This window comes from Paenibacillus sabinae T27 (assembly GCF_000612505.1).
GTDB lineage: Bacteria > Bacillota > Bacilli > Paenibacillales > Paenibacillaceae > Paenibacillus_AQ > Paenibacillus_AQ sabinae.
The window spans coordinates 1,461,767-1,487,658 of record NZ_CP004078.1 but is presented as its reverse complement, the minus strand read 5'-3'; the positions used below and the strand labels follow the sequence as shown (position 1 = coordinate 1,487,658).

Annotated in this window: 24 protein-coding genes and 1 tRNA gene; 5 read left to right on the top strand and 20 right to left on the bottom strand. The window is 51.9% G+C overall.

The window, feature by feature from the left end:
* Positions 1-10: 10 nt before the first annotated feature.
* Both PSAB_RS06845 and PSAB_RS06840 read right to left on the bottom strand, forming a co-directional pair.
* Positions 11-84: transfer RNA gene (locus PSAB_RS06845), tRNA-Gly, on the bottom strand.
* Between the two features lie 53 nt (positions 85-137).
* Positions 138-2,264: a bifunctional diguanylate cyclase/phosphodiesterase gene (locus tag PSAB_RS06840; protein ID WP_025333836.1), complete on the bottom strand. Its 2,127-nt coding sequence runs from the start codon at positions 2,262-2,264 to the stop codon at positions 138-140.
* Between the two features lie 368 nt (positions 2,265-2,632).
* Here PSAB_RS06840 and PSAB_RS06835 point away from each other — a divergent pair, with 368 nt between their 5' ends.
* Genes PSAB_RS06835 through PSAB_RS25015 form a run of 3 tightly spaced genes read left to right on the top strand, consistent with a single transcriptional unit; the run spans position 2,633 to position 5,158 of the window.
* Positions 2,633-2,878 (top strand): FeoA family protein, encoded by a 246-nt coding sequence (locus tag PSAB_RS06835; protein WP_025333835.1) that lies wholly within the window; start codon positions 2,633-2,635, stop codon positions 2,876-2,878.
* The gene (feoB, locus tag PSAB_RS06830; RefSeq protein ID WP_025333834.1) at positions 2,875-4,887 is read left to right on the top strand and encodes a ferrous iron transport protein B; all 2,013 of its coding nucleotides are present in this window, start codon (positions 2,875-2,877) and stop codon (positions 4,885-4,887) included. The genes PSAB_RS06835 and feoB overlap by 4 nt, the downstream gene beginning before the upstream one ends.
* Positions 4,888-4,930: 43 nt before the next feature.
* Positions 4,931-5,158, top strand: a complete 228-nt coding sequence (locus PSAB_RS25015) for a FeoB-associated Cys-rich membrane protein (RefSeq protein WP_338045077.1) — start codon at positions 4,931-4,933, stop codon at positions 5,156-5,158.
* A 187-nt stretch (positions 5,159-5,345) separates the two neighbouring features.
* Here the strand turns inward: PSAB_RS25015 and PSAB_RS06820 are convergent, their stop codons facing one another.
* The 8 genes from PSAB_RS06820 to PSAB_RS06785 form a co-directional block, all read right to left on the bottom strand.
* The gene (locus PSAB_RS06820; RefSeq protein ID WP_025333832.1) at positions 5,346-6,461 is read right to left on the bottom strand and encodes an ATP-binding protein; all 1,116 of its coding nucleotides are present in this window, start codon (positions 6,459-6,461) and stop codon (positions 5,346-5,348) included.
* A gap of 355 nt (positions 6,462-6,816) precedes the next feature.
* Positions 6,817-7,224: a hypothetical protein gene (locus PSAB_RS06815; protein WP_025333831.1), complete on the bottom strand. Its 408-nt coding sequence runs from the start codon at positions 7,222-7,224 to the stop codon at positions 6,817-6,819.
* 234 nt (positions 7,225-7,458) lie between these two features.
* A complete protein-coding gene (locus tag PSAB_RS06810) occupies positions 7,459-7,998 on the bottom strand; it encodes a peroxiredoxin (RefSeq protein ID WP_025333830.1) in 540 nt (179 codons plus the stop codon).
* A 212-nt stretch (positions 7,999-8,210) separates the two neighbouring features.
* Positions 8,211-9,290, bottom strand: a complete 1,080-nt coding sequence (gene leuB, locus PSAB_RS06805; protein WP_025333829.1) for a 3-isopropylmalate dehydrogenase — start codon at positions 9,288-9,290, stop codon at positions 8,211-8,213.
* Positions 9,291-9,674: 384 nt separating this feature from the next.
* Positions 9,675-10,766, bottom strand: a complete 1,092-nt coding sequence (locus tag PSAB_RS06800; RefSeq protein ID WP_025333828.1) for a DUF4097 family beta strand repeat-containing protein — start codon at positions 10,764-10,766, stop codon at positions 9,675-9,677.
* A 17-nt stretch (positions 10,767-10,783) separates the two neighbouring features.
* Positions 10,784-11,284 (bottom strand): hypothetical protein, encoded by a 501-nt coding sequence (locus tag PSAB_RS24500; RefSeq protein WP_025333827.1) that lies wholly within the window; start codon positions 11,282-11,284, stop codon positions 10,784-10,786.
* 72 nt (positions 11,285-11,356) lie between these two features.
* A complete protein-coding gene (locus PSAB_RS06790) occupies positions 11,357-11,809 on the bottom strand; it encodes a zf-HC2 domain-containing protein (RefSeq protein WP_025333826.1) in 453 nt (150 codons plus the stop codon).
* Positions 11,806-12,330: an RNA polymerase sigma factor gene (locus PSAB_RS06785; protein ID WP_226991810.1), complete on the bottom strand. Its 525-nt coding sequence runs from the start codon at positions 12,328-12,330 to the stop codon at positions 11,806-11,808. Before PSAB_RS06785 ends, PSAB_RS06790 begins: the two co-directional genes overlap by 4 nt.
* A 399-nt stretch (positions 12,331-12,729) precedes the next feature.
* On the opposite strand from PSAB_RS06785, the gene PSAB_RS06780 reads away from it, so the two are divergent.
* Positions 12,730-13,605: a DMT family transporter gene (locus PSAB_RS06780; protein WP_025333824.1), complete on the top strand. Its 876-nt coding sequence runs from the start codon at positions 12,730-12,732 to the stop codon at positions 13,603-13,605.
* A 66-nt stretch (positions 13,606-13,671) separates the two neighbouring features.
* On the opposite strand, the gene PSAB_RS25895 is transcribed toward PSAB_RS06780, so the two are convergent.
* The 5 genes from PSAB_RS25895 to ilvB all read right to left on the bottom strand — a co-directional run bounded on the left by PSAB_RS25895 (position 13,672) and on the right by ilvB (position 19,097).
* Entirely contained in the window at positions 13,672-13,842 is a 171-nt protein-coding gene (locus PSAB_RS25895) for a hypothetical protein (protein WP_193373915.1), read from the bottom strand.
* A 184-nt stretch (positions 13,843-14,026) separates the two neighbouring features.
* Positions 14,027-15,568 (bottom strand): 2-isopropylmalate synthase, encoded by a 1,542-nt coding sequence (locus tag PSAB_RS06775; RefSeq protein WP_025333823.1) that lies wholly within the window; start codon positions 15,566-15,568, stop codon positions 14,027-14,029.
* 138 nt (positions 15,569-15,706) lie between these two features.
* Positions 15,707-16,699 carry a ketol-acid reductoisomerase gene (gene ilvC, locus PSAB_RS06770; RefSeq protein ID WP_025333822.1) on the bottom strand — a complete coding sequence of 331 codons (993 nt, stop codon included), beginning with the start codon at positions 16,697-16,699 and terminating at the stop codon, positions 15,707-15,709.
* A 167-nt stretch (positions 16,700-16,866) separates the two neighbouring features.
* Positions 16,867-17,352: an acetolactate synthase small subunit gene (gene ilvN, locus PSAB_RS06765; RefSeq protein WP_038595629.1), complete on the bottom strand. Its 486-nt coding sequence runs from the start codon at positions 17,350-17,352 to the stop codon at positions 16,867-16,869.
* A 2-nt stretch (positions 17,353-17,354) separates the two neighbouring features.
* Positions 17,355-19,097, bottom strand: a complete 1,743-nt coding sequence (ilvB, locus tag PSAB_RS06760) for a biosynthetic-type acetolactate synthase large subunit (RefSeq protein WP_025333820.1) — start codon at positions 19,095-19,097, stop codon at positions 17,355-17,357.
* 589 nt (positions 19,098-19,686) lie between these two features.
* Here ilvB and PSAB_RS06755 point away from each other — a divergent pair.
* Positions 19,687-20,130, top strand: coding sequence for a GNAT family N-acetyltransferase (locus tag PSAB_RS06755; protein ID WP_025333819.1), 444 nt, complete (start codon positions 19,687-19,689; stop codon positions 20,128-20,130).
* Positions 20,131-20,155: 25 nt separating this feature from the next.
* Here PSAB_RS06755 and PSAB_RS06750 read toward each other — a convergent pair whose 3' ends face one another.
* The 5 genes from PSAB_RS06750 to PSAB_RS06730 form a co-directional block, all read right to left on the bottom strand.
* Entirely contained in the window at positions 20,156-20,503 is a 348-nt protein-coding gene (locus PSAB_RS06750; RefSeq protein ID WP_025333818.1) for a hypothetical protein, read from the bottom strand.
* A 230-nt stretch (positions 20,504-20,733) separates the two neighbouring features.
* Positions 20,734-21,693 carry an ABC transporter permease gene (locus tag PSAB_RS06745; RefSeq protein WP_025333817.1) on the bottom strand — a complete coding sequence of 320 codons (960 nt, stop codon included), beginning with the start codon at positions 21,691-21,693 and terminating at the stop codon, positions 20,734-20,736.
* On the bottom strand, positions 21,694-22,767 hold the full coding sequence (locus tag PSAB_RS06740) for an ABC transporter permease (protein ID WP_025333816.1): 1,074 nt from the start codon (positions 22,765-22,767) through the stop codon (positions 21,694-21,696).
* Positions 22,760-24,298, bottom strand: coding sequence for an ABC transporter ATP-binding protein (locus PSAB_RS06735; protein ID WP_025333815.1), 1,539 nt, complete (start codon positions 24,296-24,298; stop codon positions 22,760-22,762). Before PSAB_RS06735 ends, PSAB_RS06740 begins: the two co-directional genes overlap by 8 nt.
* A 290-nt stretch (positions 24,299-24,588) precedes the next feature.
* The gene (locus tag PSAB_RS06730) at positions 24,589-25,665 is read right to left on the bottom strand and encodes a BMP family lipoprotein (protein WP_025333814.1); all 1,077 of its coding nucleotides are present in this window, start codon (positions 25,663-25,665) and stop codon (positions 24,589-24,591) included.
* Between the last annotated feature and the right edge of the window lie 227 nt (positions 25,666-25,892).

The following is a 25,892-nucleotide window of genomic DNA, read 5'->3' as shown; positions in this document are numbered from 1 at the left end:
GAAAGGAATCTGGAGCGGGTGATGGGAATCGAACCCACGCTATCAGCTTGGAAGGCTGAAGTTCTACCATTGAACTACACCCGCTTATGTGGACCTTTACTATTCTAGCACTTCCGATTGAATAAGGCAATTCTTAATCAGGAAGGCATTCCAAAGGTGGCAGACTTCAGGAAAATATTCTCGAACTCCTGCGCCCTGACCGGTTTACTGAAGAAGTAGCCTTGGGCCTCATGGCAGCGCTGCTGGCGCAAAAATTGCAGCTGATCTTCGTTCTCGACACCCTCGGCCGTCACCTTCAGCTTCAAGTGGTGCGCCATGGAGGTGATCGTGGAGACTATGGCGGCGTTGTTGCTGTCCTCCATAACCTCGGAGACGAAGGAACGGTCGATTTTAAGCCGGTCAATCGGCATGTTCTTCAAATAGTGCAGCGAGCTGTAGCCTGTTCCGAAATCGTCGATGCTGATAAATACGCCAAGCTCTTTGAGCCGCTTCAGCTGTTCGAAGGCTTTTTCCTTGTCAAGTGTCATGCTTTCCGTAATTTCAAGGTCCACATAGCACGGGTCGAGACCGATACGCTTTAGAAACTCTCCGATCTTGCCTGCCAGGTTCGGCTGAAGAAACTGCCGCATGGACAAATTGACCGAGACGCAAATCGGGCGGTACCCCGCTGTTTGCCATTCCTTGTTCTGGCGGCATGCGGTGGTAAGCACCCACTCTCCGATCGGAACGATCAGACCGCTCTCCTCCGCAACGGGAATGAATTCCACCGGAGACACAAGTCCCCGCTTCGGATGCTGCCAGCGCAGCAGCGCCTCCATGCCGACCAGCTCCTTGGTGGACAACTGAACCTGCGGCTGGTATTCCAGGTAGAATTCGTCCCTCTCCAGCGCTCTCCTCAGATCATTCTCCATCTTTAGCCTTTCCGCAGCCTTCATCTGCATCAGAGGCACGTACCGGCGGATGTCCACGCCCTGCTCCTTGGCATTATGAACGGCGGCGTCCGCGTTCTGAATAAGCTGCTCCGCCGTCTCTCCGTCACCGGGATACACACTGATGCCGAGGCTGAGCGAAATATGGTATTCGCCCGACTCCAGGTCGACCGGCTTTTCGAACAGCTGCAGCAGCTCTCTGGAACGGAGAAGGCAGCTGTCCAGACCGACCCGGTCGGTCATCAAAAAAGCGAACTCGTCGCCCCCCATACTGAACAATTCCTCACCGTGCTGGCTTGCTTCCTTGATCCGCTGAGCTACCAGCTGCAATAGCCTGTCACCGGCATAATGGCCGAGCGAATCGTTAATATTTTTGAAATGATTGATATTCAGGACGACAAGCGCCGAAAAACCGCGAATAGCGGAGGTCCGGTGCGACTGGATCATTTCATCCACACACTGCAGCAGCCGGCGCCTGTTCGGCAGTCCCGTCAAATCGTCATGATACACCAAATAATTGATCTGGGCTTCGATCTCATGCTTCTCGTTAAACGGCTCCTCAATCGTCAGCCTGTATACGCCGGTAAGCAGCAAGTAATAGGCAACTGCGCTGCTCACTGTGCCAAGCATCAAAGCGATATTCATGCCCCCGCCCATGCTCATATAGAACGCCTGACCCAGCGTCAAAAATACGAGCGATCGGATAATAATCAGCAGGGAGGACGATTTCACCATACGCTTCGTATACACGATGATAGCGATCGCCAGCAGGAAAACGATCAGTACAAAGAAATTCAGGAGCTTCATCGCGAAATCCGCCTTGGCGGGACTGACAATCCCGGGCAGAAAATAGCAGCCGGCCGAGAATATAACAAGCGAAAGCGCAACCAAAATAATGGATTTACGCAGGACGCTGTTTTTGCCCGAGACAAGCATCGGAGTGTCCTCCTTGCCGAAAATCGCCAGAATGCCGATGCTGCTCGCCAGCCGGGAGAAAGTCAATAGCCAAAGCGAACGGTCCTCGCTTATAATGCTCTTGATAAACGGAACGCCGACAAACCCCAACGTGTGCAATAGGTCAAATACGCAAACTCCAAGAAAGAGCGCGGATGAGTAGAGCCTTCCTCTGGATAATTGATTGGAGAAAAGCAGCCAACCTTGGGCGAAAATGGCAAATCCAAAGACACTGGTACACCAACTGGCAACGAGATACAGTGCAGAAAGCGTATTTCGCTCAAACGTGCCTTTCAGCGTGATGTGCAAGCTTTGGATCAGCAGAAAAAGCGCTGCGCCGCAGACTGCTGCAAGTACCGTTTTTTTCTCTTCTCTATTCATAGGCCCCTCGCGTCTAATTATTCTCTTTAAGTTATGGAACTTTATATCCTCCTAATAAATATCGGCTGGATAGGGTTGTAAAGTTACAGCGTTATATCGACATTTTATGTGAAAAATACGTCACAATCCCTAATAAAACAGCAAAACTATGCACATTTACGAATTATTTGGAAATGTTTTGTCCATTTTCTTCAAGTATCTCATATATGATATGCACAAAAATAATCGTCCGTTTATGAGTTTTCTGGTCGCCTTATTATCCACCCAACTTATACATGTGATTTTAATCATTGAATATATCTAAAAATAATGATAAATTACATAAAAACAAATGAGATTGATTCTCAGTCTCCACCGGAGGGATTAAAATGATTGCTTCAGCTTGTTGTCAATTACTGCAACTGCAACCGGGTTCCGCCGGCGCTATTCAAGAGATTCAAGGAATGAACCCGATCCTGCGCCGCCGCCTGGCCGACCTGGGAGTTTCGGAAGGCTGCACCGTCTGTATTAAGGGTAAAGGTCCCTTGCTGGGTCCTGTCATGTTGGAATGTAATGGACAATTGCTGGCCATCCGCCGGAAAGAAGCCTCGAAAATCGTGGTGAACGTGTCATGAGTTCGATCGCACTTCTCGGAAATCCCAATACCGGTAAGACGTCCCTTTTTAATACACTGACTTCTTCTTATGAATATGTAGGGAACTGGGCAGGCGTTACGGTAGAGAAAAAAGTCGGCGACCTGAGAAACGGCGCAGGCACACTGATCGACCTTCCCGGCATTTACTCCCTTCACCCGCTGTCACGCGACGAAGGTGTTGCTACTCAATACCTCCTCGAGGAATCGCCGGAAGCGCTCGTCAACATCGTGGACGCTTCACAGCTTGAGCGGAATCTTCTGCTGACCGTTCAACTGCTGGAATACGGGAGGCCGACGGTCATCGGCTTGAACATGATTGATGTAGCCAAAGCCAGGGGCATAAAGGTTCATCCGGATGTTCTGCAAAGGCGGCTAGGCGTTTCTGTGCTGCCGCTGGTCGCAAGAACAGGCAAAGGCAGCTCCCAGGTTCTCAGCATGCTGGAGAAATCCGAGAATATCCCGGCTGTAAACTTCAAGCTGGATTACGGAATTATTGTCGAACAAGCTGTTGCCTCCATTGAACAGGAGCTTAGACACATTCCCGGTCTTCCCGATCATCGCTGGGTCGCCCTGCAGTTATTAGAGCAGAATCCGGTCATTATTCAATTCCTTAAGGATCGAACCGATACCACCCAATTGCTGGCTATCCGTGAAACCTGCCAAAACAAGCTGCAAGGCAATAAACTGGCACTTACCCTCCCGCAATGGATCCGCTCTATCCGAACCGATTACATCCGCTCGATTTGTAATGACGCTCTGGATACATCCGGCATTAAGCCCCATAATCTGACGGAACGGCTTGACACCATACTTACGAACCGTTTTCTCGGACTGCCTATATTCCTTGCGTTCATGTATGTGCTGTTCAAAACGACTTTTGAATGGGTTGGCGCTCCACTCTCGGATTTGCTGGACGGCCTGATTTCCGGACCGATCAGCAGCGGCGCAACCTCCTTTCTGGATACCGTCGGGGCTTCCGAATTCATTCACGCGTTAGTCGTTGACGGCATTATCGGCGGGGTCGGCGGGGTTATCGTCTTCGTACCGCAAATCTTCATTCTGTTCCTTATTATTTCCTTTGTGGAAGATTCCGGGTATATGGCACGCGTCAGCCTGGTTATGGACAGCATTATGGAGCGGATGGGACTTAACGGCAAGGCGTTTATTCCATTCATCATCGGCTTCGGCTGCAACGTGCCTGCCATCATGGCCGCGCGAAGCATCGAACAGCCCAAGGACCGGATGCTGACCACTCTGCTGCTCCCGCTCATGTCCTGCTCAGCGAGACTACCAGTATATCTGTTGTTCTCCGCCGTCTTTTTCCCGCAAAACCAGGCCGCCGTCATCATGACGATGTACGCTTTGGGCATTGTGTTCGCACTCTTGCTGTGCAAGATTTTCTCGAAATATTTGTTCAAGAACGAGGCCTCGGTATTCGTCATTGAGCTTCCTCCCTACCGTATGCCGATGCTTAAATCGCTGTCCCGGAGCACATGGGAGAAGGGCAAGGGCTTCCTGCGCAAAGCGGGATCGATTATCCTCGCCGGCTCCGTAATTATCTGGGTTATGTCTTATGCCGGTCCTGCCGGATTCAATGTGGAAATGGATAACAGCTTTCTCGCTAAATTTGGCGGTCTTGTGGCTCCTTTGCTTCAGCCGCTCGGCTTCGGGAACTGGCAGGCAGGCTCGACACTCGTTCCAGGCTTTCTGGCCAAAGAGGTTGTCGTTTCAACCATGAATATTATTTATCATGCACCGGATGCTACCGGTCTGGAAGCACAGATCGCCCAAACGTTTACGCCGCTTGCTTCCGTCAGCTTCATGGCCTTTATCCTGCTGTATACGCCTTGTCTGGCTACAGTCGGCGTAATCAAGAAAGAAACGGCTTCGTGGAAGTGGACCCTCTTCTCTATCGGTTATTCGCTTGCCCTTGCCTATGTTGTGAGTCTTGTAATCTATCAGGGCGGACGGCTCCTTGGATGGGCCTGATCCGATGTGTGGAGCTTAAATAGAGGAAAGCGAGGAACCTGTCATGATGAGCCTGTTAATTAACGTTCTGATCGCTGGTGCGATCTTCGGATATTCCGGATGGATTCTGTACCGCCATGTGCAAAAAGGGAAAAAGGGCGCCTGCGCCGGATGCGACAAAGGCAAGAGCTGCGAGGCCGCTTCTATGAATTCTCCTTTGTCCTGCTGCGGCCCAGAGAACAACAATGTCCCGCCTGCAGGAATGCAGCACAGCAGCCAAGCCGGATTGTAAGGGTTTGAGTTCCATCCCGCATTTATAAGTACTATTAAAACCAAACAGACCGGCCAAGGGGTTACCCTTGGCCGGTCTGTTTATTGTTATGGGAGCGGACGATCCGCGCTTCATGCAGCCCATGAATTATCTGCTCTTAGGGCCCCTCTGCTTACGAGAGGACCTGGAGGAATGAAGAACTCACTTGCTAAGATGTGAGGCCATTGATTAATGGAAGCGATATCACAAAGCTGGTGCCTTCATTGACCCGGCTTGTGACGGAAATTCGTCCCCCGTGGTTCTTTACGATCCGGTCACTGACCGAAAGTCCCAGCCCCGTGCCGTTCTCCTTGGTAGTAAAGAACTGGCTGAAAAGGCGGTTCATTGTGCAAGCATCCATACCTTTGCCGTTGTCGGAAATCAATATCCGCACTTCGCTGCCTTCCCGCCGCGCCCCCAGCTCGATTTTCCCAGTGGTCCCATCCAAACGGTCGGATATGGCTTCAAGGGCGTTTCGTATCATATTGATCAAAACCTGCTTCATCTGCTTCACATCGACGGACACGTACAGGTCACCGGGCAAGGATTGAAGATCGATCTGGCAGCCCTTCATCAAGACTTCACTTTCCGTCAATAGTATGACTTCCTTCAGCAGCGCTGATATGGAAGCGATTCTCGTCTGCGGAGAGGAAGGCTTGGACGAAGACAGAAATTCATGAATAATGTCATTGGCCCGGTCGATTTCGGCTAATATGATTTTGGCGTATTCCTCTTTCCCCAGCCCCTGCAGATGAGGGCGAAGCAGCTGGATAAACCCGCGGATGGCTGTCAACGGATTGCGGATTTCGTGGGCGATCGAGGCCGATAACTTCCCGAGCATGGCCAAATTATCATTTTGGTAAGCGGTTTGTTCTATTTTTTTATAATCGGAAACTTCCTTGATGGTAAACAAGTAGCTGCCGTTCATATCCGCTCCGTAGGAGGCGTTCACTTCCCAATACCGGCCGTATTCATCCATGAACTCACAGATCGATTTTCCTTTGTACACCGTCTCCCGATAGACTTTCAACAGTTGTCTCTTTTTGGTGCGGGACAAAGAAAGATGGGTTAATATATCGACGATGGTGCATCCCGACAGCTCATAGCGCTGAAGCTCAAGCATTCCGTATGCCCTTGCGTTTAGGAAGGTAAGGGAACCCTCTTCATCAAACAGCATAACGCCACTGTCCATATGCTCCAGAACATTCTCATATGTACTGTCCAGAAGCCCGGTTTGGATAGGCCGTGCCGGCAGAAGCCGACTATCCTGAATTTCGTGTAACACGATGTGAAGTTCCCCCTTCAACTGAAATTGACGAAGCAGGACTACAAAATTAACGGAGCAGTTCTGCGACATCAAGTTATGCTGTCTTTCAGTAGATGCTAGTGAAGCCGCAAGAACATTCGGCAATCGCTGTATTATTCAGTTATCCAAGCGTTTAACTATATTCCAATCATATCCAAGAAGAGTAGCCAAAGCAATCGGAGATACTGTCGAATGGCAAAAAAAAAGTAAAATGATACTTTAGTGCCCCTCTGGATACAGGTCAAAGGAAACAGGCCATACATTTATTCAAAAAAAGACCCCCGCAGGCCGCAGAGGTCTCTTACCGTAAAATCATCATAGGATGCGCATACCTCTATGCTTTTTGCTGAAGACGAAGGCGGCGCTGACTCATAACGGCCAGTCTCCTCTTCAGCTCCCTCTCCCACTTGACATCTTCAATCTGCTTGGCTACGGCCAGCAAATCAAGCGCCATATCTATCTGGCTGCGGATAACCGTCAAGGCGTCTTCGCTCTCCATATTAACAACATTTTCAAAAATCGATGCTTCATCTTCCATCACATAATCCTGAAAATCCACGTCGGTAACGCCATCGCCGTGCGCATATTCCGCCAGGATCTCATACTCATTCTCGACCTTGTAATGAACTTCCACCCGGTGGCATACCGGACAAAAGAGCAGGGGAACATTATGGACTTGCGTGCGATAATGCTTCAGTGTTCCCTTAGTACCTACCATACTCGCTCCACAGCAAAAACTCATGATTGTTCACCCTCCTATAGGTCAGTTCCATTGGTTTTCCTATTATTGTATTATACACGTTAGATGGCGATTCCTGCTGATTTAAGGATTATATTAAACTTTGCGCCTATTTTCAAACCTATTCAGGGAAAATAATGGCCAATTGTTGCAAAAAACCCCCTTGACCGGATTAACAATCCGGAAGGAGGCTTTAGTCAGTATTTCTCAAAGGACAAAAAGCGGAAGCTTTGCAGCTTACAGGTTCTTATCGCCCGGTTTCCAGTTCATTGGGCAGAGTCCGCCCGATTGCAGCGCCTGCAGCACGCGAAGGGTTTCATCCACGCTGCGGCCAACATCGTTGTGGTTAACAACTTGGTATTTCAGTTCGCCTTCCGGATCGATAATGAAAAGACCGCGAAGCGCGATGCCTTCTTCTTCGATCAGTACGCCGTAATCACTGGCAACCTTCTTCGTAATATCGGAAGCAAGCGGGAACTTCAGCTGACCCAGACCGCCCACTTCTTTCGAAGAGTTGATCCAAGCCTTGTGGCTGTGCACGGAGTCGATGCTTACGCCAAGAATTTCGGTATCCAGAGCCGCGAATTGATCAGCCGCGTCGCTCAAAGCCGTAATTTCCGTCGGGCATACGAATGTGAAGTCCAAAGGATAGAAGAAGAATACCAGCCATTTGCCGCGATAGTCGGACAAGCTCACTTTACCAAATTCTTTGCCGTCTCCCGATACAGTTTCCATTGTGAAATCCGGAGCCGCTTTACCTACCAAACGTTCTGCCATTGCGAAAATCCTCCTTTGATTATGTAAGAAAAACAATCGTCCATCCCTCCGAAAGCGAGGCGAAAAGGCGGTGTCTTTCTTGATTTTGATTAGATTTGGTTACGTTGTTGCTGTTACAAACCAAATGGTATCACCGCACAAAATCAAAGTCAAGATTACATTGATTATTTTTTTATAATTATTATAAATAAGCAAAATTATGTGACGTTTTCTTATTTGCGGATCGCTGCAACGATCAGGTCGCCCATTTCGCTCGTGCTGATCGCCTTGCTCTTGTCCACGGCGATATCGCTGGTACGGTGACCGGCATCCAGCACCTGTGCCACTGCAGCTTCGATTGCGGCTGCCGCGTCTTCATAGCCAAAGGTCAGGCGGAACATCAGAGCCAGCGAGAGAATCGTTGCAATCGGATTGGCCAGGCCTTGTCCGGCGATATCCGGCGCGGAACCGTGAACCGGCTCATACAGGCCATAGCTTCCTTCACCCAGCGAAGCGGAGGCGAGCATGCCGATGGAGCCTGTCAGCATTGCGGCTTCATCGCTCAGAATGTCGCCGAACATGTTCTCGGTCACGATGACGTCGAAGCTGGACGGGCGGCGCAGCAGCTGCATGGCGCAGTTGTCGACCAGCACATGCTCCAGTTCCACGTTCGGGTAATCGGCCGATACACGGATCACCACTTCACGCCACAGACGCGACGTTTCCAGCACGTTCGCTTTGTCTACGGAAGCCAGCTTGCCACGGCGCTTGGAGGCAATTTCAAAGGCCTGACGGGCGATACGTTCCACCTCAGCCACATTGTAGGCGCAGGTGTCAACGGCTTCTTCCCCCTGCTCGCTTGGACGACGGAACTTCTCTCCGAAATAGATGCCGCCGGTCAGTTCGCGCACGACGATCAGGTCCGTTCCTTCAAGCACTTCCGGCTTCAGCGTGGAGGCATCCTTCAGACAGTCGAAGACAACCGCAGGACGCAGATTCGAGAACAGGCCCAGCGCTTTACGGATACCCAGAAGCCCGGTTTCGGGACGCAGCTCTTTCGGATTGGTGTCCCATTTGGGGCCGCCGACAGCGCCCAGCAGCACGGCGTCCGCTCTCTTGCAGACCTCAAGCGTCTCCTCAGGCAGCGGAGTTCCCTTCTCATCGATGGCGATGCCGCCGAACAGTGCATGCTCGGTCTCGAATTTGTAGCCGAATACCTCTTCGGTTGCTTTCAATACTTTTTCCGCTTCCGCCACAACCTCGGGACCGATACCGTCCCCTGCGATTACGGCGATTTTTTTAACTTCGCTCATTCTTCGTCACTCCTCAAGTTGATCCGCTCCCACGCGGACATAGTTCTTCTGTATATTGTTGTAACATAATGAGATCAAAAGAACAAAGATATGGAATCTATTAATTGATAGGCTTCGCCTATAAGCAAATATGGAATCAGACGGAAAAACAATACTTTGGCAGGTTTAGCGTCAGGGTACGGCGGCAAGTGCTTCATAAAGGATTGAAGCGTCACCGCTTCATGGCATTGCCTTGGGTTTTTTATTATGGACGAATCGGTTAAGAGTCATGCAAGCCAGCTGCGGATCGCCCAAGGCATACAACTGATGAGGTTAAGCTGAGAACCACCACAAAAAGCCGCCAGCTTGCCGGAATGCTCCGGCCGCTTGCGGCTCTTTCTGCAGCTATTGCGCGATATCCGCGGTCACGCTGCCATTCGTCGTGGACAGCTTGACGGTGTAGTTCCCGCTTCCAAGCACAGCGGTACCTTGATCGCCGCTTTTTTCCTGCCAATTTACGCTTCCTTTCAGCGAACCGTTGCTCGTATCCGCTGCAATTGTCGCATCTGTCTTCTCAGGCATCGTCAGCGAGATGCTGCCGTTGCTGGAAGTGCAATCCCAATTTCCCGTAATGGGGGATTTAATGACGATTTTGCCGTTGCTGCTCTTGGCGTACACTTGGCCGGAAATCCCCTCAAGCGTAATGGAACCGTTGGAGCTGGTGATGTGCGCACCTCCGTCCACATTTTGCAGGTTTAGCGAGCCGTTGCTGGTGCTGGCCTTGACTCCTCCCTTTATGCCTTTCATTTCGATTCTGCCATTGGAGGTGTCGGCTTCAATTCCGCCCCCCAGATCCGAAACGTCCAGGGAACCGTCGCTTGTGTTGATCTTGACAGCGAGCGCCGCCGGAAGACTTACATTCAGATACGGACTGTTGCCGGTAAAACCGAAGTAAATCCCCGATAAAAGGCTCTTTTCCGCAGTCATTTCAAGCACTGCCGTATCTCCAACCGTTCTTACCTTCCAGTACTCTTGCATCGCCTGTTCGCTTTCGCTCTTGCTGCTGCCCGGGGACATCAGCTTGCCTTCATAAGTCAGAACGCTTCCTTCAGTCCCGTTTACCTTAACCTTGCCGTTTGGAATGGAAATGACAACTTTTTTAATATTAGACCCAATTTGTAGCGTTCCGTTAACCGAGCTTAAATGCGCCTTCCCCAATATAGTGTCCAGCGATCCTCCCGGAAGCGCCGATTGTCCTCCGCTCACGATCCCCAGCAGTACAATCAGGACGATAGCCCAGCCGCTTACCCGTGTCCTGGTCTCCGATCGATTGAGCAGACGTACCAGCATTTCCAGTCCCAGCAGGATGAGCAGCGCCGGCCATAAATACCCGATAGCCGCAAAGGTAAGCTTCCCGTATTGAATCAGCGCAATGATGATGCCAAGCGCAATGCAGCCAAGCGCCGCAGTCAGACTTCCGATTTTCCATCTTCCCATGCCCATAGTTCTCCGTTCTATGCTCTAGTATTTTTCTTTAGCATATGCAGCCCGTAACCGATTAGGCCAACCGCTACCAGGATCGTGCCGATATTTAAATCTGAAAGCAGCATCCACAAATCCGGGAATATTGTGATGAGCAGCAGAGCTGCCCCCGCAATGATGCAGGCGCCTCCAAGCAGCACCGGATTCACGTCATCCTTCGGATAATCGGGCATCGGCGGCATGGAAAGCGGCGGCCACGGCGCGCCGAAGTCTTCCGGTCCGTACATCAGCCGTTCTTGTTCAGCGGCCGCAAGCTTATTCCAGGTTGCTTTTTGAAGCGCGTCGAACAGCTGGTAAAACCACAGGGCGGCCAGCGCGAACGGGAAAACCTGCGGGATGGAAGGAATGCAAATGATGCAGGCAAACGCGCCGATCATAAACTGCATTCCCTGTTTTTTGAAGCCCAGGTACAAATGTCCGAGTCCCGGAACCATGGCCAGCATAAAGGTGAGCCAGCGTTTCTTCTTGATCATGTAATGTCCTCCTGATTAGGTGTATTGCCGACATTCCGCATGCAAAATATCGATTTATTTGTCTTCAACCGCTTAATGCGTTCTTTGGGCGCCGAACAGCTTGGTAACCGAGCTCGACATATGGCCGTTGATTTCGGTAAGCCCGTAGCCCAGCTGCTCAAACACGCCGAACTCCAGCAGTACAAAGGTTAGACAGGCGGCAAGGCCATAGTGAATCCATGAGGTCCGGAGCGCAAACCGTCTTCTGGAAGGACTGTCTTGCGTATTATTGCTGCGCCGCGCGTCCTCCAGCCGTTCGATTTCCGCCATCACCGGCGGGACAAGATCGGGCCCCCCGAAAGACAGCCTGAGCTCATCGTCGCCGTCCATCTCTTTCCATATCTGTTCCATCGCCCTTGCTTCCTCCAGCCACCGTGCGCAGCCGGAACATCCTTCGATATGACGCGTCAATTCCCGCTCCGCTTCGGGAGACAGAAGACCTTCGATATAATGGGGAAGCCATTCCGTCACTGCAGTACATTTCATTCCCATCTCTCCCCTTTTCTTCGCATGATCTGTCTGGCGCGGTACAGCTGGGACTCGACCGTTTTTACCGAGACGCCCTTCACTTCCGCAATTTCCTGATAGCTTTGCCTGTTAAAATAGTACAGCTGCACAACCGACCGGTACGGTTCCGCAAGACTGTTCACACTTTCGCCAAGCTCTTCGGAGGCCTCCTTGCGAAGCACGGCATGCTCCGGTGTCTGGTCGGTCACATAGTCATTCTCCGTGTAATCCGCCATGCTGCGGTGCTTCCACTCCCTGTCACTCGCTCTTTTGTAGTCGAGACAAGTGCGGTAGGCGATGCGGTACAACCAGGTAGAAAATGAGGATTGACCCCGGAAGGAGGGAAGCGCCTTGTAGGCTTTAATGAATACCTCCTGGGCCATGTCTTTGGCCGACTCGGGTTCTCCCGTTATTTTTACGCACACCCGGTATACCATGCCCTGATAACGCGTCACCAGATGCGCAAAAGCTTGACGCTCGCCGCTTAACACGGCCGATATCCATTCCGCCTCTTCCAGTTGTCTCCCCTCCCCCTCTATATTACGTTTGACGTCCGAACCTTCTTCCCCCCTGCAAAAATCGTTGATTTAATCATAACCTGATTTTGGGCAAACGTTCAGGTGAAATTTCACGCCGCGCAGGTGCGTCTGAGAATGATTAATCCGGCGGCTCAAAAAATCCGGGTTGTCTGTTCAAATTTAGACCCATCTGCTACGATTAGAAAAATGTATAACTTAATTCAGATAAGACTTGAGGTGGATAAGATGTACTTGGCGCCATTATTTGAAAACGATGTACCTGCAGCACTCTAACGCCCTTAGTGGAGTGAAGGTGCCTGCATCTCTCCGTTAAGGGCATTTTACCGGCCTATAATTATAAACGGAGGGTACAAACAACAAATGAAAAACACTTGGTTAGGTTCGATCTATTTGGCTTTAGCCGCCAGCATTTGGGGCGGAATGTACGTCGTCGTTAAAATAGTCGTAGCGGTCATACCGCCGCTTGAGCTGGTGTGGATGCGCTATTTGGTAGCTATAATCGCCCTTGCTGCGATCGGATGGATCAAACGGCAAAGCTGGCGAATCCATAAACGGGATATCTTTCTCATCATAGCTATTGGAATCATCGGCAACGCGATTTCGATTGTTACCCAGGAAACGGGCACCATGCTGTCCTCTGCACAAATGGGAGCGATTATCACTTCTTCGACACCGGCATTTATGGTTATTTTTGCCCGGCTGCTGCTTAAAGAACGGCTCACTGTACAAAAGGGGCTTTCCGTCTGCCTCGCGACCATCGGAGTTCTTCTCATCGTCGGCGTCGATCATGTGAATCTGACCGGCAAGCTTGGCGGCATTTCACTGCTTGTGGCCGCGCTAACCTGGGCGCTCATGTCGGTTCTGGTCAAGCGCGTGCCGAGTGATTATTCGCAGATTGTCGTGACGACTTATTCCATTCTGGTTGCCCTGATCGTATTGACCCCTTTTGTTTTGGGGCGGTTATCCGCCATCCCTGTCGCTCAATTGGGACATCCTGCGATCTGGGGAGGCATCTTGTATTTGGGGATTGTCTCAACGGCTGGGGGATTCCTGCTCTGGAACCGGGGATTGCAAATGCTTAACGCTTCAAGCGGGGGGCTGTTTTTCTTCTTTCAACCTGTAGTGGGGACATGGCTTGGCTGGCTTATTCTTGGCGAGAAGATAGGCGTTACGTTCTGGTTCGGGTCCGTCCTGATTCTTAGCGGGGTTGTATTGGTTCTTTACGAGAAAAAATAAGATTCCAAACATGGCAAGGCTGCTCTCCCGTCCATCAGGCGGTGTAAGAGCAGCCTTTTCGGTTATTTACGTTTCATTTTTGGTAACACCGTTTAAGCTGGGTACATAATCGGCCGCTTTGCTGTTATTCAGCATCTGGGGCTCTTCGGTGAAATGGGCCTTGTTTTGCTGATTGTCTTTCTTGTCTGCGCGGTTATCCGCACGGTCCTTCTTGGGATCGGCGCTGTTTTTGGGCATGACCTTCACCTCCATCTTCACACATCTAGTATGAGAAGGCGGATTGCCTTTTATCCCCTTCGTCATTCCTGGCGGCAGTGTCGATAAAAAAGGACTGCGAAAGACGTCGGAATCATCCGCGTCCTTATGCAGTCCTTCGGGTTTCGCCGTCTTCAGTCTAAGTAGGAAACGGCAGCTCCACTTGCTATAAATGGGCGTTTTCACGCCCCGTATACGTCTTGCGCTTCTCGATGAGCTTGTTCAGCGCATCCAGATAAGCCCGGGCACTGGCTTCCAGAATATCGGTGCTGAGTCCTCTTCCCGCCGCGGCTACAATGCCCTGCGACAGAATGACGTGCACTTCGCCCTGGGCGTCCTTGCCCTGGCTGACCGATTTAATGGAATAGTCGTCAAGCTTGACTTCCTCGCCCGTCGCCTGGTCGATCGCGTTATAAATCGCATCCACCGAACCGTTCCCTTCGGCTTCGGCGACAATCGGTTCCTGCGGCGGACCGCTTAGAACCAGCTTCGCCGTAGGCGTCGCTTCATTGCCGTATGTGACATACAGGGTGCGCAGGCTGTAGATTTCCGGCGTATCGAGCAGTCTGGCTTCCAGCAGCGCGAGGATATCCTCGTCGGATACTTCCTTTTTCTTGTCCGCCAGCTCCTTGAATTTGGAGAACGCTGCATTCAACTCGTCTTCCGGCAGATCATAGCCGAGATCGCTCAACTTGTCGCGGAAGGCGTGCCGCCCGGAATGCTTGCCGAGCACCAGCTTGCTTTCTTTCAAACCGATCGTTTCCGGCGTCATGATCTCGTACGTCGTCTTCTCCTTCAGCATGCCGTCCTGATGGATACCCGACTCATGAGCAAAAGCGTTCGCGCCAACGATCGCCTTGTTGCCCGGCACCACCATGCCGGTCAGCTTGCTGACCAGACGGCTCGTACGGGAGATTTCGGACAGGACAAGCGAGGTCTTCGCGCCGAAATATTCGCTGCGCGTTTCCAGCGCCATCGCCACTTCTTCAATGGCCGTATTGCCCGCCCGTTCGCCAATGCCGTTGATCGTGCCCTCGATTTGATCCGCCCCGTTCTGTATGGCCGCCAGCGTGTTCGCCGTTGCCATTCCCAGATCGTTATGGCAATGCGCGCTAAGCTGAACGCGATCTATATCGGGAACATTTTCCTTTAAATATTTGAAGATCGCCCCGTATTCCGCGGGGTTCAGATAACCGACCGTATCGGGAATGTTGATGACGTTCGCGCCTTCACGTACCGCCATGCCGACGACCTCGGCCATAAAGTCAAGCTCGGTCCGCCCCGCATCCTCCAGCGAGAACTCCAGCTTGGGGAAATACTTCTTCGCGTACCGGATAGCTGCCTGCGCAGTCTCCAACACCTGCCCTTTATCCATCCGAAGCTTGTGCTGTCGGTGAATCGGAGAAGTGGCGAGGAACAGATGAATGCAGGGGTCCTGAGCACCCTGAAGCGCCTCCCTGACGGCATCAATATCCGTCTCGCGGGAGCGGGAAAGACCGATGACCGTCACATTCTTTACCGCCCGGGCAACGGCATTGACCGCGGCCAAATCACCTGGCGACGCCGCGGGAAATCCCGCCTCCATCCGGTCAATACCCAACCTTTCCAGCTGATAGGCAATTTCCAGCTTCTCGCGAGTATTCAGATTCACGCCGGGGGACTGTTCTCCGTCACGCAGCGTTGTATCGAAAATATAAATTTTCCGCATGCCGGGCACCTCCTTTAAAGTAATCTTCAAACGCTCCAAATGCGGCCCGCTAGAAGCGGAGCCGCACCTGAAGACTTGCATGTATAAGCATTGTGCAAAATGCAGTATATGTGAATCCGGGTACTGATTATGTCTGTCTTATTTCTTGATCCAAGCCATCATTTCACGCAGTTGTCCGCCTACAACCTCGATCGGATGAGCGGCTTCGTTGCGGCGTGTAGCGGTCAGGAACGCGCGGCCGGATTGGTTCTCCAGAATGAAGTCGCGTGCGAATTTGCCTTGTTGGATGTCGCTCAGTACGGCCTTCATCGCTTTCTTCGTTTCTTCGGTTACGACACGCGGGCCGGTTACATAGTCGCCGTATTCCGCTGTGTTACTGATGGAATCGCGCATGGTAGCCATGCCGCCTTCATAGATCAGGTCAACGATCAGCTTCATTTCGTGCAGGCACTCGAAGTATGCCATTTCCGGAGCATAGCCGGCTTCAACCAGCGTTTCAAAGCCCGCTTTGATCAGAGCCGTTACACCGCCGCACAGTACAGCTTGCTCGCCGAACAGGTCGGTTTCGGTTTCTTCGCGGAAGGAAGTCTCGATTACCCCTGCGCGGGTACAGCCGATGCCCTTGGCATAAGCCAGACCGATTGCCTTCGCGTTGCCTGTAGCGTCCTGCTCGATTGCGATCAGACCGGGAACGCCAAAGCCTTCTTCATAAGTGCGGCGAACCATATGTCCAGGGGACTTCGGAGCAACCAGCAGTACATCCGAATCCTTCGGAGCGATAATTTGGCCAAAATGCACGTTGAAGCCGTGGGAGAACATGAGCGCCGCGCCTTGTTTCAGGTTCGGTTCGATTTCATTCTTATATACGGCCGCCTGTGTTTCGTCAGGCATCAGAATTTGCACCACATCCGCACGGGATACCGCTTCGGAGACCGGCAGAACTTCAAAACCGTCATTCTTCGCGGTTTGAAATGATTTGCCTTCGCGCAGGCCGATAATTACTTGAAGTCCGCTGTCACGCAGGTTCTGCGCCTGAGCGTGCCCTTGGCTTCCGTATCCGATAACCGCGATTGTTTTACCTTTTAATACGCTCAGATCCCCATCCTGCTCATAGTACGTTGTTACTGCCATTGTCAAAATCCTCCTTTAATTTGGAACCCATCTAAAAAGCGGGTGCTTCAGGAGAAGACCATGCCTCGTCGCTTTCCCCTCAAGCTCCCGCTCTTTAGCGGGCATGCCGTTCATAGATTATATTGTACTGCAAAAAAGCAGCAATTCGTTAAAGTTGTAAAATATACCTACTGTACATTTCCGCGGAGCATTGCCGTAACGCCCGTACGCGAAAGTTCCCTGATGCCGTAAGGCTTCAAGAGCTCGATCATGGCGTCGATCTTCTGCGTGTCCCCGACCACCTGCACAAGCAGGCTCGTGCTGCCGATATCGACAACGGAAGCGCGGAAAGTTTCGACTACACCCATAATCTCCGGCCGCTCGGAAGGGTCGGCTTTGACTTTGATCAACGCCAGCTCGCGGGCAACCATCGGCCTTACGCTGAGGTCGATTACTTTGATGACGTCGATCAGCTTGTAGAGCTGCTTCTCTATCTGTTCCAGCTGCTCCTCGTCTCCCAAGGTCACAATGACCATCCGGGACAGCCCCGCTTCCTCCGATTGACCGACGGTAATGCTCTCGATATTAAAGCCACGCCGTCCGAACAGCCCCGATACCCGCTGGAGTACCCCGGGCTGATCGTTAACGAGTACGGAAATCGTATTTCTTGCCACTGTTATTCATCCCCCATCAGCATTTGATCGATGGTCGAGCCCTGGGTTACCATCGGATAGACATTCTCGTCCTTCGATACGAGGAATTCCACCAATACCGGTCCCGGCGTTTCCAGAGCTTCCAGCCATGCCGACCTTGCTTCTTCCTTCGTGGTCGCCCGAAGCCCCTTAACCCCGTAAGCTTCAGCCAGCTTCACAAAATCCGGGCTTCCGGCCAGATCCGTATAGCTGTATCGCTTCTCATAAATGAGGTTCTGCCACTGGCGAACCATGCCGAGCACCTCGTTATTGATAACAACGATCTTGATCGGAATGTTGTGGATGGCGCAGATCGCCAGCTCCTGGGAACACATTTGCATGCCGCCGTCGCCGTTGATTGAAACTACAAGCCGTTCCGGGTTGGCCATTTGCGCGCCGATCGCCGACGGGAAACCGAAGCCCATCGTTCCAAGACCGCCGGAGGTCACCCAGGAACGCGGATGATTGAACTTGTAATACTGCGCCGCCCACATTTGATGCTGACCGACGTCTGTCGTTACAATCGCTTCCCCCTCCGTAGTGTCATTGATCATCTCGATGACCCACTGCGGCTTCAGCACTTTGCCGTCGTCGTTATAACGAAGCGGCTGATCCTGCATCCACTGGGCGATCTGCGCTCTCCAGGCGTCCGCGTTCGCAGCGCGTTCCACCTCGGGAAGCAGCAGTTCCAGCACCGTCTTGACATCGCCTACGATCGGGATGTCCGGGGATACGTTCTTCCCGATTTCGGCAGGGTCGATGTCGATATGGACAATCTTCGCTTTTGGCGCAAAGCCGTCAAGCTTGCCTGTTACGCGGTCGTCGAACCGGGCGCCGATATTGATCAGCAGATCGCAGTTCTGGATGGCGTGGTTCGCGGTATACGTACCGTGCATGCCCGGCATGCCCATCCACAGCTCATGGCCGCTCGGGAAAGCGCCCAGTCCAAGCAATGTGGTCGTGATCGGAATTTCCGTCTTCTTGACGAATTCGTACATCTCCTCATGCGCGCCGGAATAAATAACGCCCCCGCCGGCAATGATGATCGGCCGCTCGGCTTCCGAAATCGCACGCACCAGCTTGTCGAGCTGCAGCTTGTTCGGAACCGTGCGCGGATTGTATCCCCGCAGGTTCACGCTTGTCACAGGTGTGAACAGCGTCTTCGCCGCGGACACATCCTTGGGAATATCGATAAGTACCGGCCCCTTGCGGCCCGTCGATGCAATGTGGAAGGCTTCATGAATGATTCTTGGCAAATCCTCCACCTTGCGCACCAGATAGCTGTGTTTGGTGATCGGCATCGTGATGCCGGTAATGTCCGCTTCCTGGAAAGCGTCCGTACCGATCAGGCTGGAGAATACGTTGCCCGTGATCACCACCAGCGGAACGGAGTCCATGTAGGCCGTGGCAATGCCCGTGACCAGATTGGTCGCTCCAGGTCCGGAAGTCGCGATACACACGCCCGTCTTGCCGCTTGCTCTTGCATATCCGTCAGCCGCGTGAATCGCCCCTTGCTCATGGCGGGTCAGCACATGTTTGAAATCATTGAAGCCGTACAGTGCGTCATAGATGTACAAGACGGCTCCGCCGGGATATCCGAACACCGTATCCACGCCCTCAAGCACCAGACTGCGGAGCAAAATCTCCGATCCGGTAATCACTTCCGGCTTCATCCATTTCTTACGTAACTCTTCTGTTGACCGCGCTTCCGGTATTTGCGTCATCATTCAGTCATCCTCCTTACAAAATGTCAAACTTCCTATGCAAACGACGATCGCCATTATTCTTCGAATCAGCCGGCTTCACACAATCAAAAAAGCCTTTCATCTCCCACGTGCCGCAATAAGCACGTGAGGGACGAAAGGCTGTTCTTCCGTGGTACCACCCATATTTGCAATGCATCTCGCGATGCAATGCCTTGGCAGGTATGCAAAAACCCATCGATGTAGGCATAAGCCGATTTCTGCAACCTGAAGTCCGTAACGCGGACCACACGATTTCCCCTAATAATTCCGCCGAATTGATAAACGGACCTTTCAGGAAAACAGCTCCGAGGTGAGCTCGTATATAAGGGGTATTGGCGGTGGTTTCAGCAGTTCCACTCGCTCTCTGGTCAATAGAGCCCTTAAAACTTCGTCCTCTTCATTGCCGTTGAATATAGTCATTGAAATGTTTAGACACATTATATGATTCCTTACACGGTTAGTCAATCCCTTATTTTAATCTGCCCGATTTGTCCCTCTTTAGTCCCGGGCGGAACCCGCACCCCCCTGCCAATCATATGATGTACGACAATATGTGGAAGGGGGAAGCGCCGTGATCCGTTACCGCAGACCCAAACAGGATGACGCGATCATTCACCGGTTGATTGAGACCGAGCTTGTTCCATTGTCCCATCTGCCTGCAAAAATGCTGAATCAGGTCAAAAAAGAACTCCCTGACCGGCTTGGACGGGGAGTTACCCTTGTGGCGAGTCACGATTACGACAGCGACCCGCTGGGATTTGTCCACTTTATGCTGCACGGAGATCTGCTGTACATCGATATGCTGGCCATCGACTCGTCTTCGAAGCGGAAACGCTGGGGAAATATGCTTATGGACCGCGCGGAGCGGTTTGCACTATCACGCGGATGCCTGCGATCCAGGGTAGCTGTAGATATCGGGAATGCCGCCGGGCTTGCTTTTTATGAAAAGCTGGGCTACTCCGTGGTCGGATATTCGTCACAGGGCATGTGCTACGAGATGGAGAAACGTTTTTAAGCGATTGGCGTTTGCATAAAAAATTTTAGAATATACCGTAAGGATAAGGTCCGCCGCCGTAGCCGCCATAGCCGCCGGGGCCATAACCGCCGCCGGGGCCGTAACCCGGGCCATAGTAAGGCTTGCCGTGGTATCCGGGGTAGCCATAGCCGCCGTAAGCGTATGGAGCGGTTCCTACAGCGAGCAGGTCGAACAGCACCAGCGGAATCAGGGCTTTCGTTTGTACTTTTTTGCCATCGGACGGCTGCACAATCAGACGGTTACCCGAGATGCGAATCAGTTTGCCGGCAACCTTCGTTCCGTCTTTTTTCACCGCTACGATATTTTTACCCACCAGTTTCGCAACCTGCTTCTTGGTCACATGTTGTGTCATAATATCCCTCCTCTTGAATTTCTTAAGAACTGGGCACACAGACAAAAAGGGGCTCTGCGGCCATAAGATTGCTGTCTTCGAGAACATTGTATTCGCAGCAGCCGCTGCCCGCCTGTACCTCTGCCCAGGCCCCCGTCTGGATCGAAGCATGTACAAATAAAAAACCGCATTACCGACAAAAGCCGGGAATGCGGTCAGAGTGAAAAAACATTTGAGCTTATGAGCGTTCGCTAACGCTTGCTTGGATCGTAAGACTGTCCGAGTGCCGATGGAGCCGAGGATCGCCCGACGGCACTTACAAGAACAATAACGGTCAGCACATAAGGAATCATGTAAATGAATTCCTGAGGAATATTCTGGGACCATCCGAACATTTGAACATAGTTGCGAATCGCTTGCGAGAACCCGAAGAAGACGGCCGCGCCGAACGCGCCGAGCGGATTCCATTTGCCGAAGATCATTGCCGCGATTGCGATGAAGCCCTGGCCTGAAATTGTATTATGAGCAAAGGTTCCTGTCGTCGTCAGCGTGATCGTCGCTCCGCCCATGCCCGCCAGCATGCCGCTGAGCAGAACGCCGATATAACGCATCCGGTTGACGTTCACGCCAAGCGTATCCGCAGCGCTCGGATGCTCGCCCACCGACCGAAGGCGAAGACCGAACGGCGTCTTGAAGAGCAGGAAATAGACAACGATAACAAGAATAATCGCCAAATAAGTGGTCGGGTAGCTGCTGAATATTCCCGTGCCAAGGACCGGAATTTGGGATAGCCACGGAATCGGAGTCACGCTGAAGCCGTCAATCAACGGCGTTTCGCCCGCTCCTTCGAACAGAAGCTTTACCAGATAAAGCGTACTGCCTGCGGCAAGGAAATTGATCACCGTGCCACTGATCGTCTGATCCGCCTTGAACGTAATGGAGGCGACGGCATGAATAAGCGATCCGAGCATACCAACCGCCATGGCGCAGAGCAGGCCAATCCAAGGAGCCAGGTCGGTGTATCCCGCATCTTGGGCATAATATCCGCCAACAGCGGCGGCAAAGGCGCCGAACATCATGAGGCCCTCAAGCCCGATGTTCACCACGCCCGAGCGTTCGGAGAAGATGCCGCCCAGAGCGGCGAAAATGAGCGCTGTAGAGAATACAAGCGTCGTATTAAGCATTTGGCCTAGCAGCGTCAGCACATCCATCTATAACACCTTCTCTTTCTTGCGCTTGAAGTAGAAAGGCTTAAGCACCCAGCGCACAATACCCTGTGCCGCGATGAAGAATATGATCGATCCGATTACGATACGAATCAGCTCCGGCGGCACGTCCGCGTTGAAGCTCATGCCCGCCGATCCGTAAGTCAGCATGCCGTACAGAATCGCAGCCAGAATGACGCCAAGCGGATGTGTAAGCCCCAGCAGCGCCACAGCGATACCGTCAAAGCCGTAGCCCGGCGATGCCGCAAACACCGACTGGTAATGGAACACGCCAAGCACCTCTCCCGCTCCGGCGAGCCCCGCAAACACTCCCGCAATAAACATGGATTTCATTACGTTTCGCCCGACGTTCATCCCGGCATATTCGGCGGCATGGGGATTCAGCCCCACAGCCCGCATCTCAAAGCCCTGTTTTGTCTTCCACAAATAGATGTAAAAGAACAGCGCAGCCGCAAGCGCGATAATGGTTCCCCAGTGAATACGGGCATTATCGAAGAATGAGACCAGAAAGGTTATCGACAAGGAAGCCGGAATATCCTCCGAACGGTCCTGCCCCGGGATCAGCAAAAATGTCCGGACGATGTAATTGGCCAAATAAAGAGCGACCCAGTTCATCATGATGGTCGTTATAACTTCATTGATGCCTCGCTTGGCTTTCAGATATCCGGCAATGCCGGCCCACAGCCCGCCGAACAGCCCTGCTCCAATCACTGCGAGCGGAACGAGAAGGAACATAGGCAAACCGGCCCATTTGATGCCGATTAGAGATGCTGCCGTCATGCCGATCAGCACCTGTCCGTCCGCGCCGATATTAAACAGGCCGGAACGGAACGCGAAGGCTACTGAAAGACCGGTCAGCATAAGCGGCGTCATTTCCCGGATCGCTTCGCCGAAATCATACGGACTTCCAAAAACACGTTTGAACAAGGCCCCATAAGCCGCAATCGGGTCATAGCCCCCGATCAGCATAACGATTGCACCGACCAGCAGTCCAAGCAGAATCGCGACAAGCGGCACGATGTAGCTGTCTGTCGCAAATATTTTTTTGAACTTAAACACCCGCTTTACCTCCCTGCTTCAGGCTGCCCGCCATCATTAGTCCAAGCTCCTGATCATTCGTATCCTTCGGTAATACCTCACCGACGATATGCCCTTCATAAATCACAGCGATACGGTCGGATACATTCATGATTTCATCCAGCTCGAAGGAGACGAGCAGCACCGCTTTGCCCTGATCCCGCTGGGCGATCAGCTGCTTCTGCACAAATTCGATGGCGCCCACATCAAGGCCGCGAGTCGGCTGCGCTGCAATCAGCAGGGTCGGTTCCTTGTCTATTTCCCGCGCAATAATCGCTTTTTGCTGGTTGCCTCCCGACAGGGAACGGGCCGCGTTGTGTATCGATGGTGTACGCACGTCAAAAGCCTGAACGAGTTCCTCGGCATGCTTGTCGATCAATTCGTTATTCATAAAACCTTTCCGGTTATACGGGCTTTTGTAATAGGTTTCCAGCACCATATTCTCGCTTACGGTGAAGTCCAGCACGAGACCGTGCTTATGCCGGTCCTCCGGGATATGCGATACATTCATTTCCGATATTTTGCGCGGAGACAGGTTGGCGATTTCCTTACCCTCCACGGTAATGGAACCCGAATCGATCTTGCGGAGGCCGGTGATGGCCTGAACCAGCTCGCTCTGACCGTTTCCATCCACGCCGGCAATGCCCAGAATTTCTCCAGCCTTGACTTCAAAGTTCAGATTGTCGAGCACGGAGATACCTTCCTTGTTCTTACTGTTTACTCCGCTCAGCTTAAGAACCGTCTGTCCGACTTTCGGCTCCTGCTTGTCCACTTTAAACGTTACATCCCGACCGACCATTTTCTCCGCCAGCTCGTTCGGATTGGTCTCCGACGTTTTGACAGTGTCGATCACCTTCCCGCGGCGGATAATGGTCACCCGGTCCGATATCGACATGATTTCCTTAAGCTTGTGAGTGATCAGAATAATGGATTTGCCCTCGGCAACGAGGCGCTTCATAATTGCCATTAGTTCATTGATTTCCTGAGGGGTCAGAACGGCAGTAGGCTCGTCAAATATAAGAATATCCGCTCCGCGGTACAAGGTTTTCATAATTTCCACACGCTGCTGCATCCCGACGGAAATGTCGTGGATTCTGGCATGAGGATTCACTTGAAGACCGTACAGCTCCGACAGCTTTCGAACCTGCTCCGCTGCGGATTTATAGTCGATTTTAAGGCCTTTCCTCGGCTCCATGCCGAGAATGATATTTTCCGTTACTGTGAATGGTTCTACAAGCTTGAAATGCTGGTGGACCATGCCGATGCCAAGCTCGATCGCTTTATTGGGGCTGTCGATAACAACCGGTTTGCCGCCGATTTCAATACTGCCTTCGTCGGGCTGATACAGTCCGAATACGATATTCATTAATGTGGATTTGCCTGCCCCATTCTCGCCGAGCAGCGCATGAATCTCGCCTTTCTCCAGCGTCAGGCTGATAGAGTCATTGGCGACGATACCGGGAAAACGCTTCGTGATTTGCTTCAACTCTACGACAGGAGCCGCTGCACTCATGGAATCACCCTCATTACAGATTATAATTCTACAAAACCGCAATCGATCCTTGGCCCATAACTTGGGGGTCGTCCAGGGAACCCAAGCGGGAAGTTCAGAAAAATAGATAGAATTCCGACAGCGCGAATAGTTGCTATAGACATGGCTATACCGCCTCATGCGAAGCGGTAACTGTACGGACCCGAAGGAGCGAATCCCCAACAAGCGGACCACGCCTAACTAAGAAACAAGGCCAGCTATATAACCGGCCTTGATTCTGGTTCCGATCTTATTCAATTATAAATTAAATGTTACTCGCTAGGTACTGTAATCTTACCGTCGATGATTTGCTTTTTGTAATCATCGACTTTAGCCAGAATGTCGGCGCTCACGTTCGCTTTGGAAGTCTCCGGCAGACCTACGCCGTTGTCTTTCAGGCCAAGAACGGTAGTAGTGCCGCCCTTGAAGGTGCCGTCGATCACCTGCTTGGAAACAACTTTAACCGCTTCGTCAACGCGTTTCATCATGGAAGTCAGCGTTACGTCATCGCCAAAATCAAGCGACTGGTCTTTGTCCACCCCAATAACCCATACTTTCGAGCCGCCGGCTTTGTTGCGGGATTTCGCTTCGTTGAATACGCCGTTGCCCGTTGCACCCGCAGCCGGGAAGATAATATCGTTGCCTGCATTATACAATGTGGCAGCCAAGGATTTGCCTGTGTCCGGTTTGTCGAACGCGCCGGCATAAGTAACCGTTACTTTAGCATTCGGATTCACTGCAGCTACGCCTGCCTTGAAACCTACTTCAAAGCGTTTGATGACCGGGCTTTCCATACCGCCGATAAAGGCTACCTTGTTCGACTTTGTTGTCAGACCGGCTACAACGCCGACCAGGAACGAGCCCTCGTTCTCCGAAAACGTAACGGATTCAACGTTAGGAGCATCTACTACATTGTCAATGATGGCCAGCTTGGCGTCCGGATTCTCGAGTGCAACCTTTTTCACGGAATCGCCCATGCTAAAGCCAATGCCCCAGGTCAGAGCAAAACCGCCTTTAACAAATTGGTTCAGGTTCGGCTCATAGTCCGCATTGGATTTACTTTGGAGGTATTGAACTTTTACGCCATTTTCTTTCTCAAGAGCTTGCAGGGCTTCCCAAGCGGATTGGTTAAACGATTTGTCGTTTACGCCGCCAACGTCGGTAACCATACCGATTTTAATGTTGGAGTTGTCGGTAGTTGCTTCACCGGCGCCCGTGTTGGCTGCAGTATTGGTGCCTGCGTTAGTGCCTGTGTCTCCGGATGCATTATTGTTGTTGCTTCCGCAGCCGGCCAGAATGACCGTGAAAGCAAGCAGCATAACGAGAGACAGCTTGAAAACTTTTTTCATCGATTATTATCCCCCTTAAGAAATTGGATGTCTTCTATGTTCTCATTGGACATGCCATTGAAACAAATTATAACGGTTAAAAACGGTAAAATCCAGCAATTAATGACCCTTGGTTAATAAAAATTTGCATTTTCCTTCGGGAAACCGCTTTCCATAACATTCCAGTGTTATGTGCATGTTTTGTTGATGTTAACTTATCTCCAGAGTCGGCCAGCCTGCCTGAAACA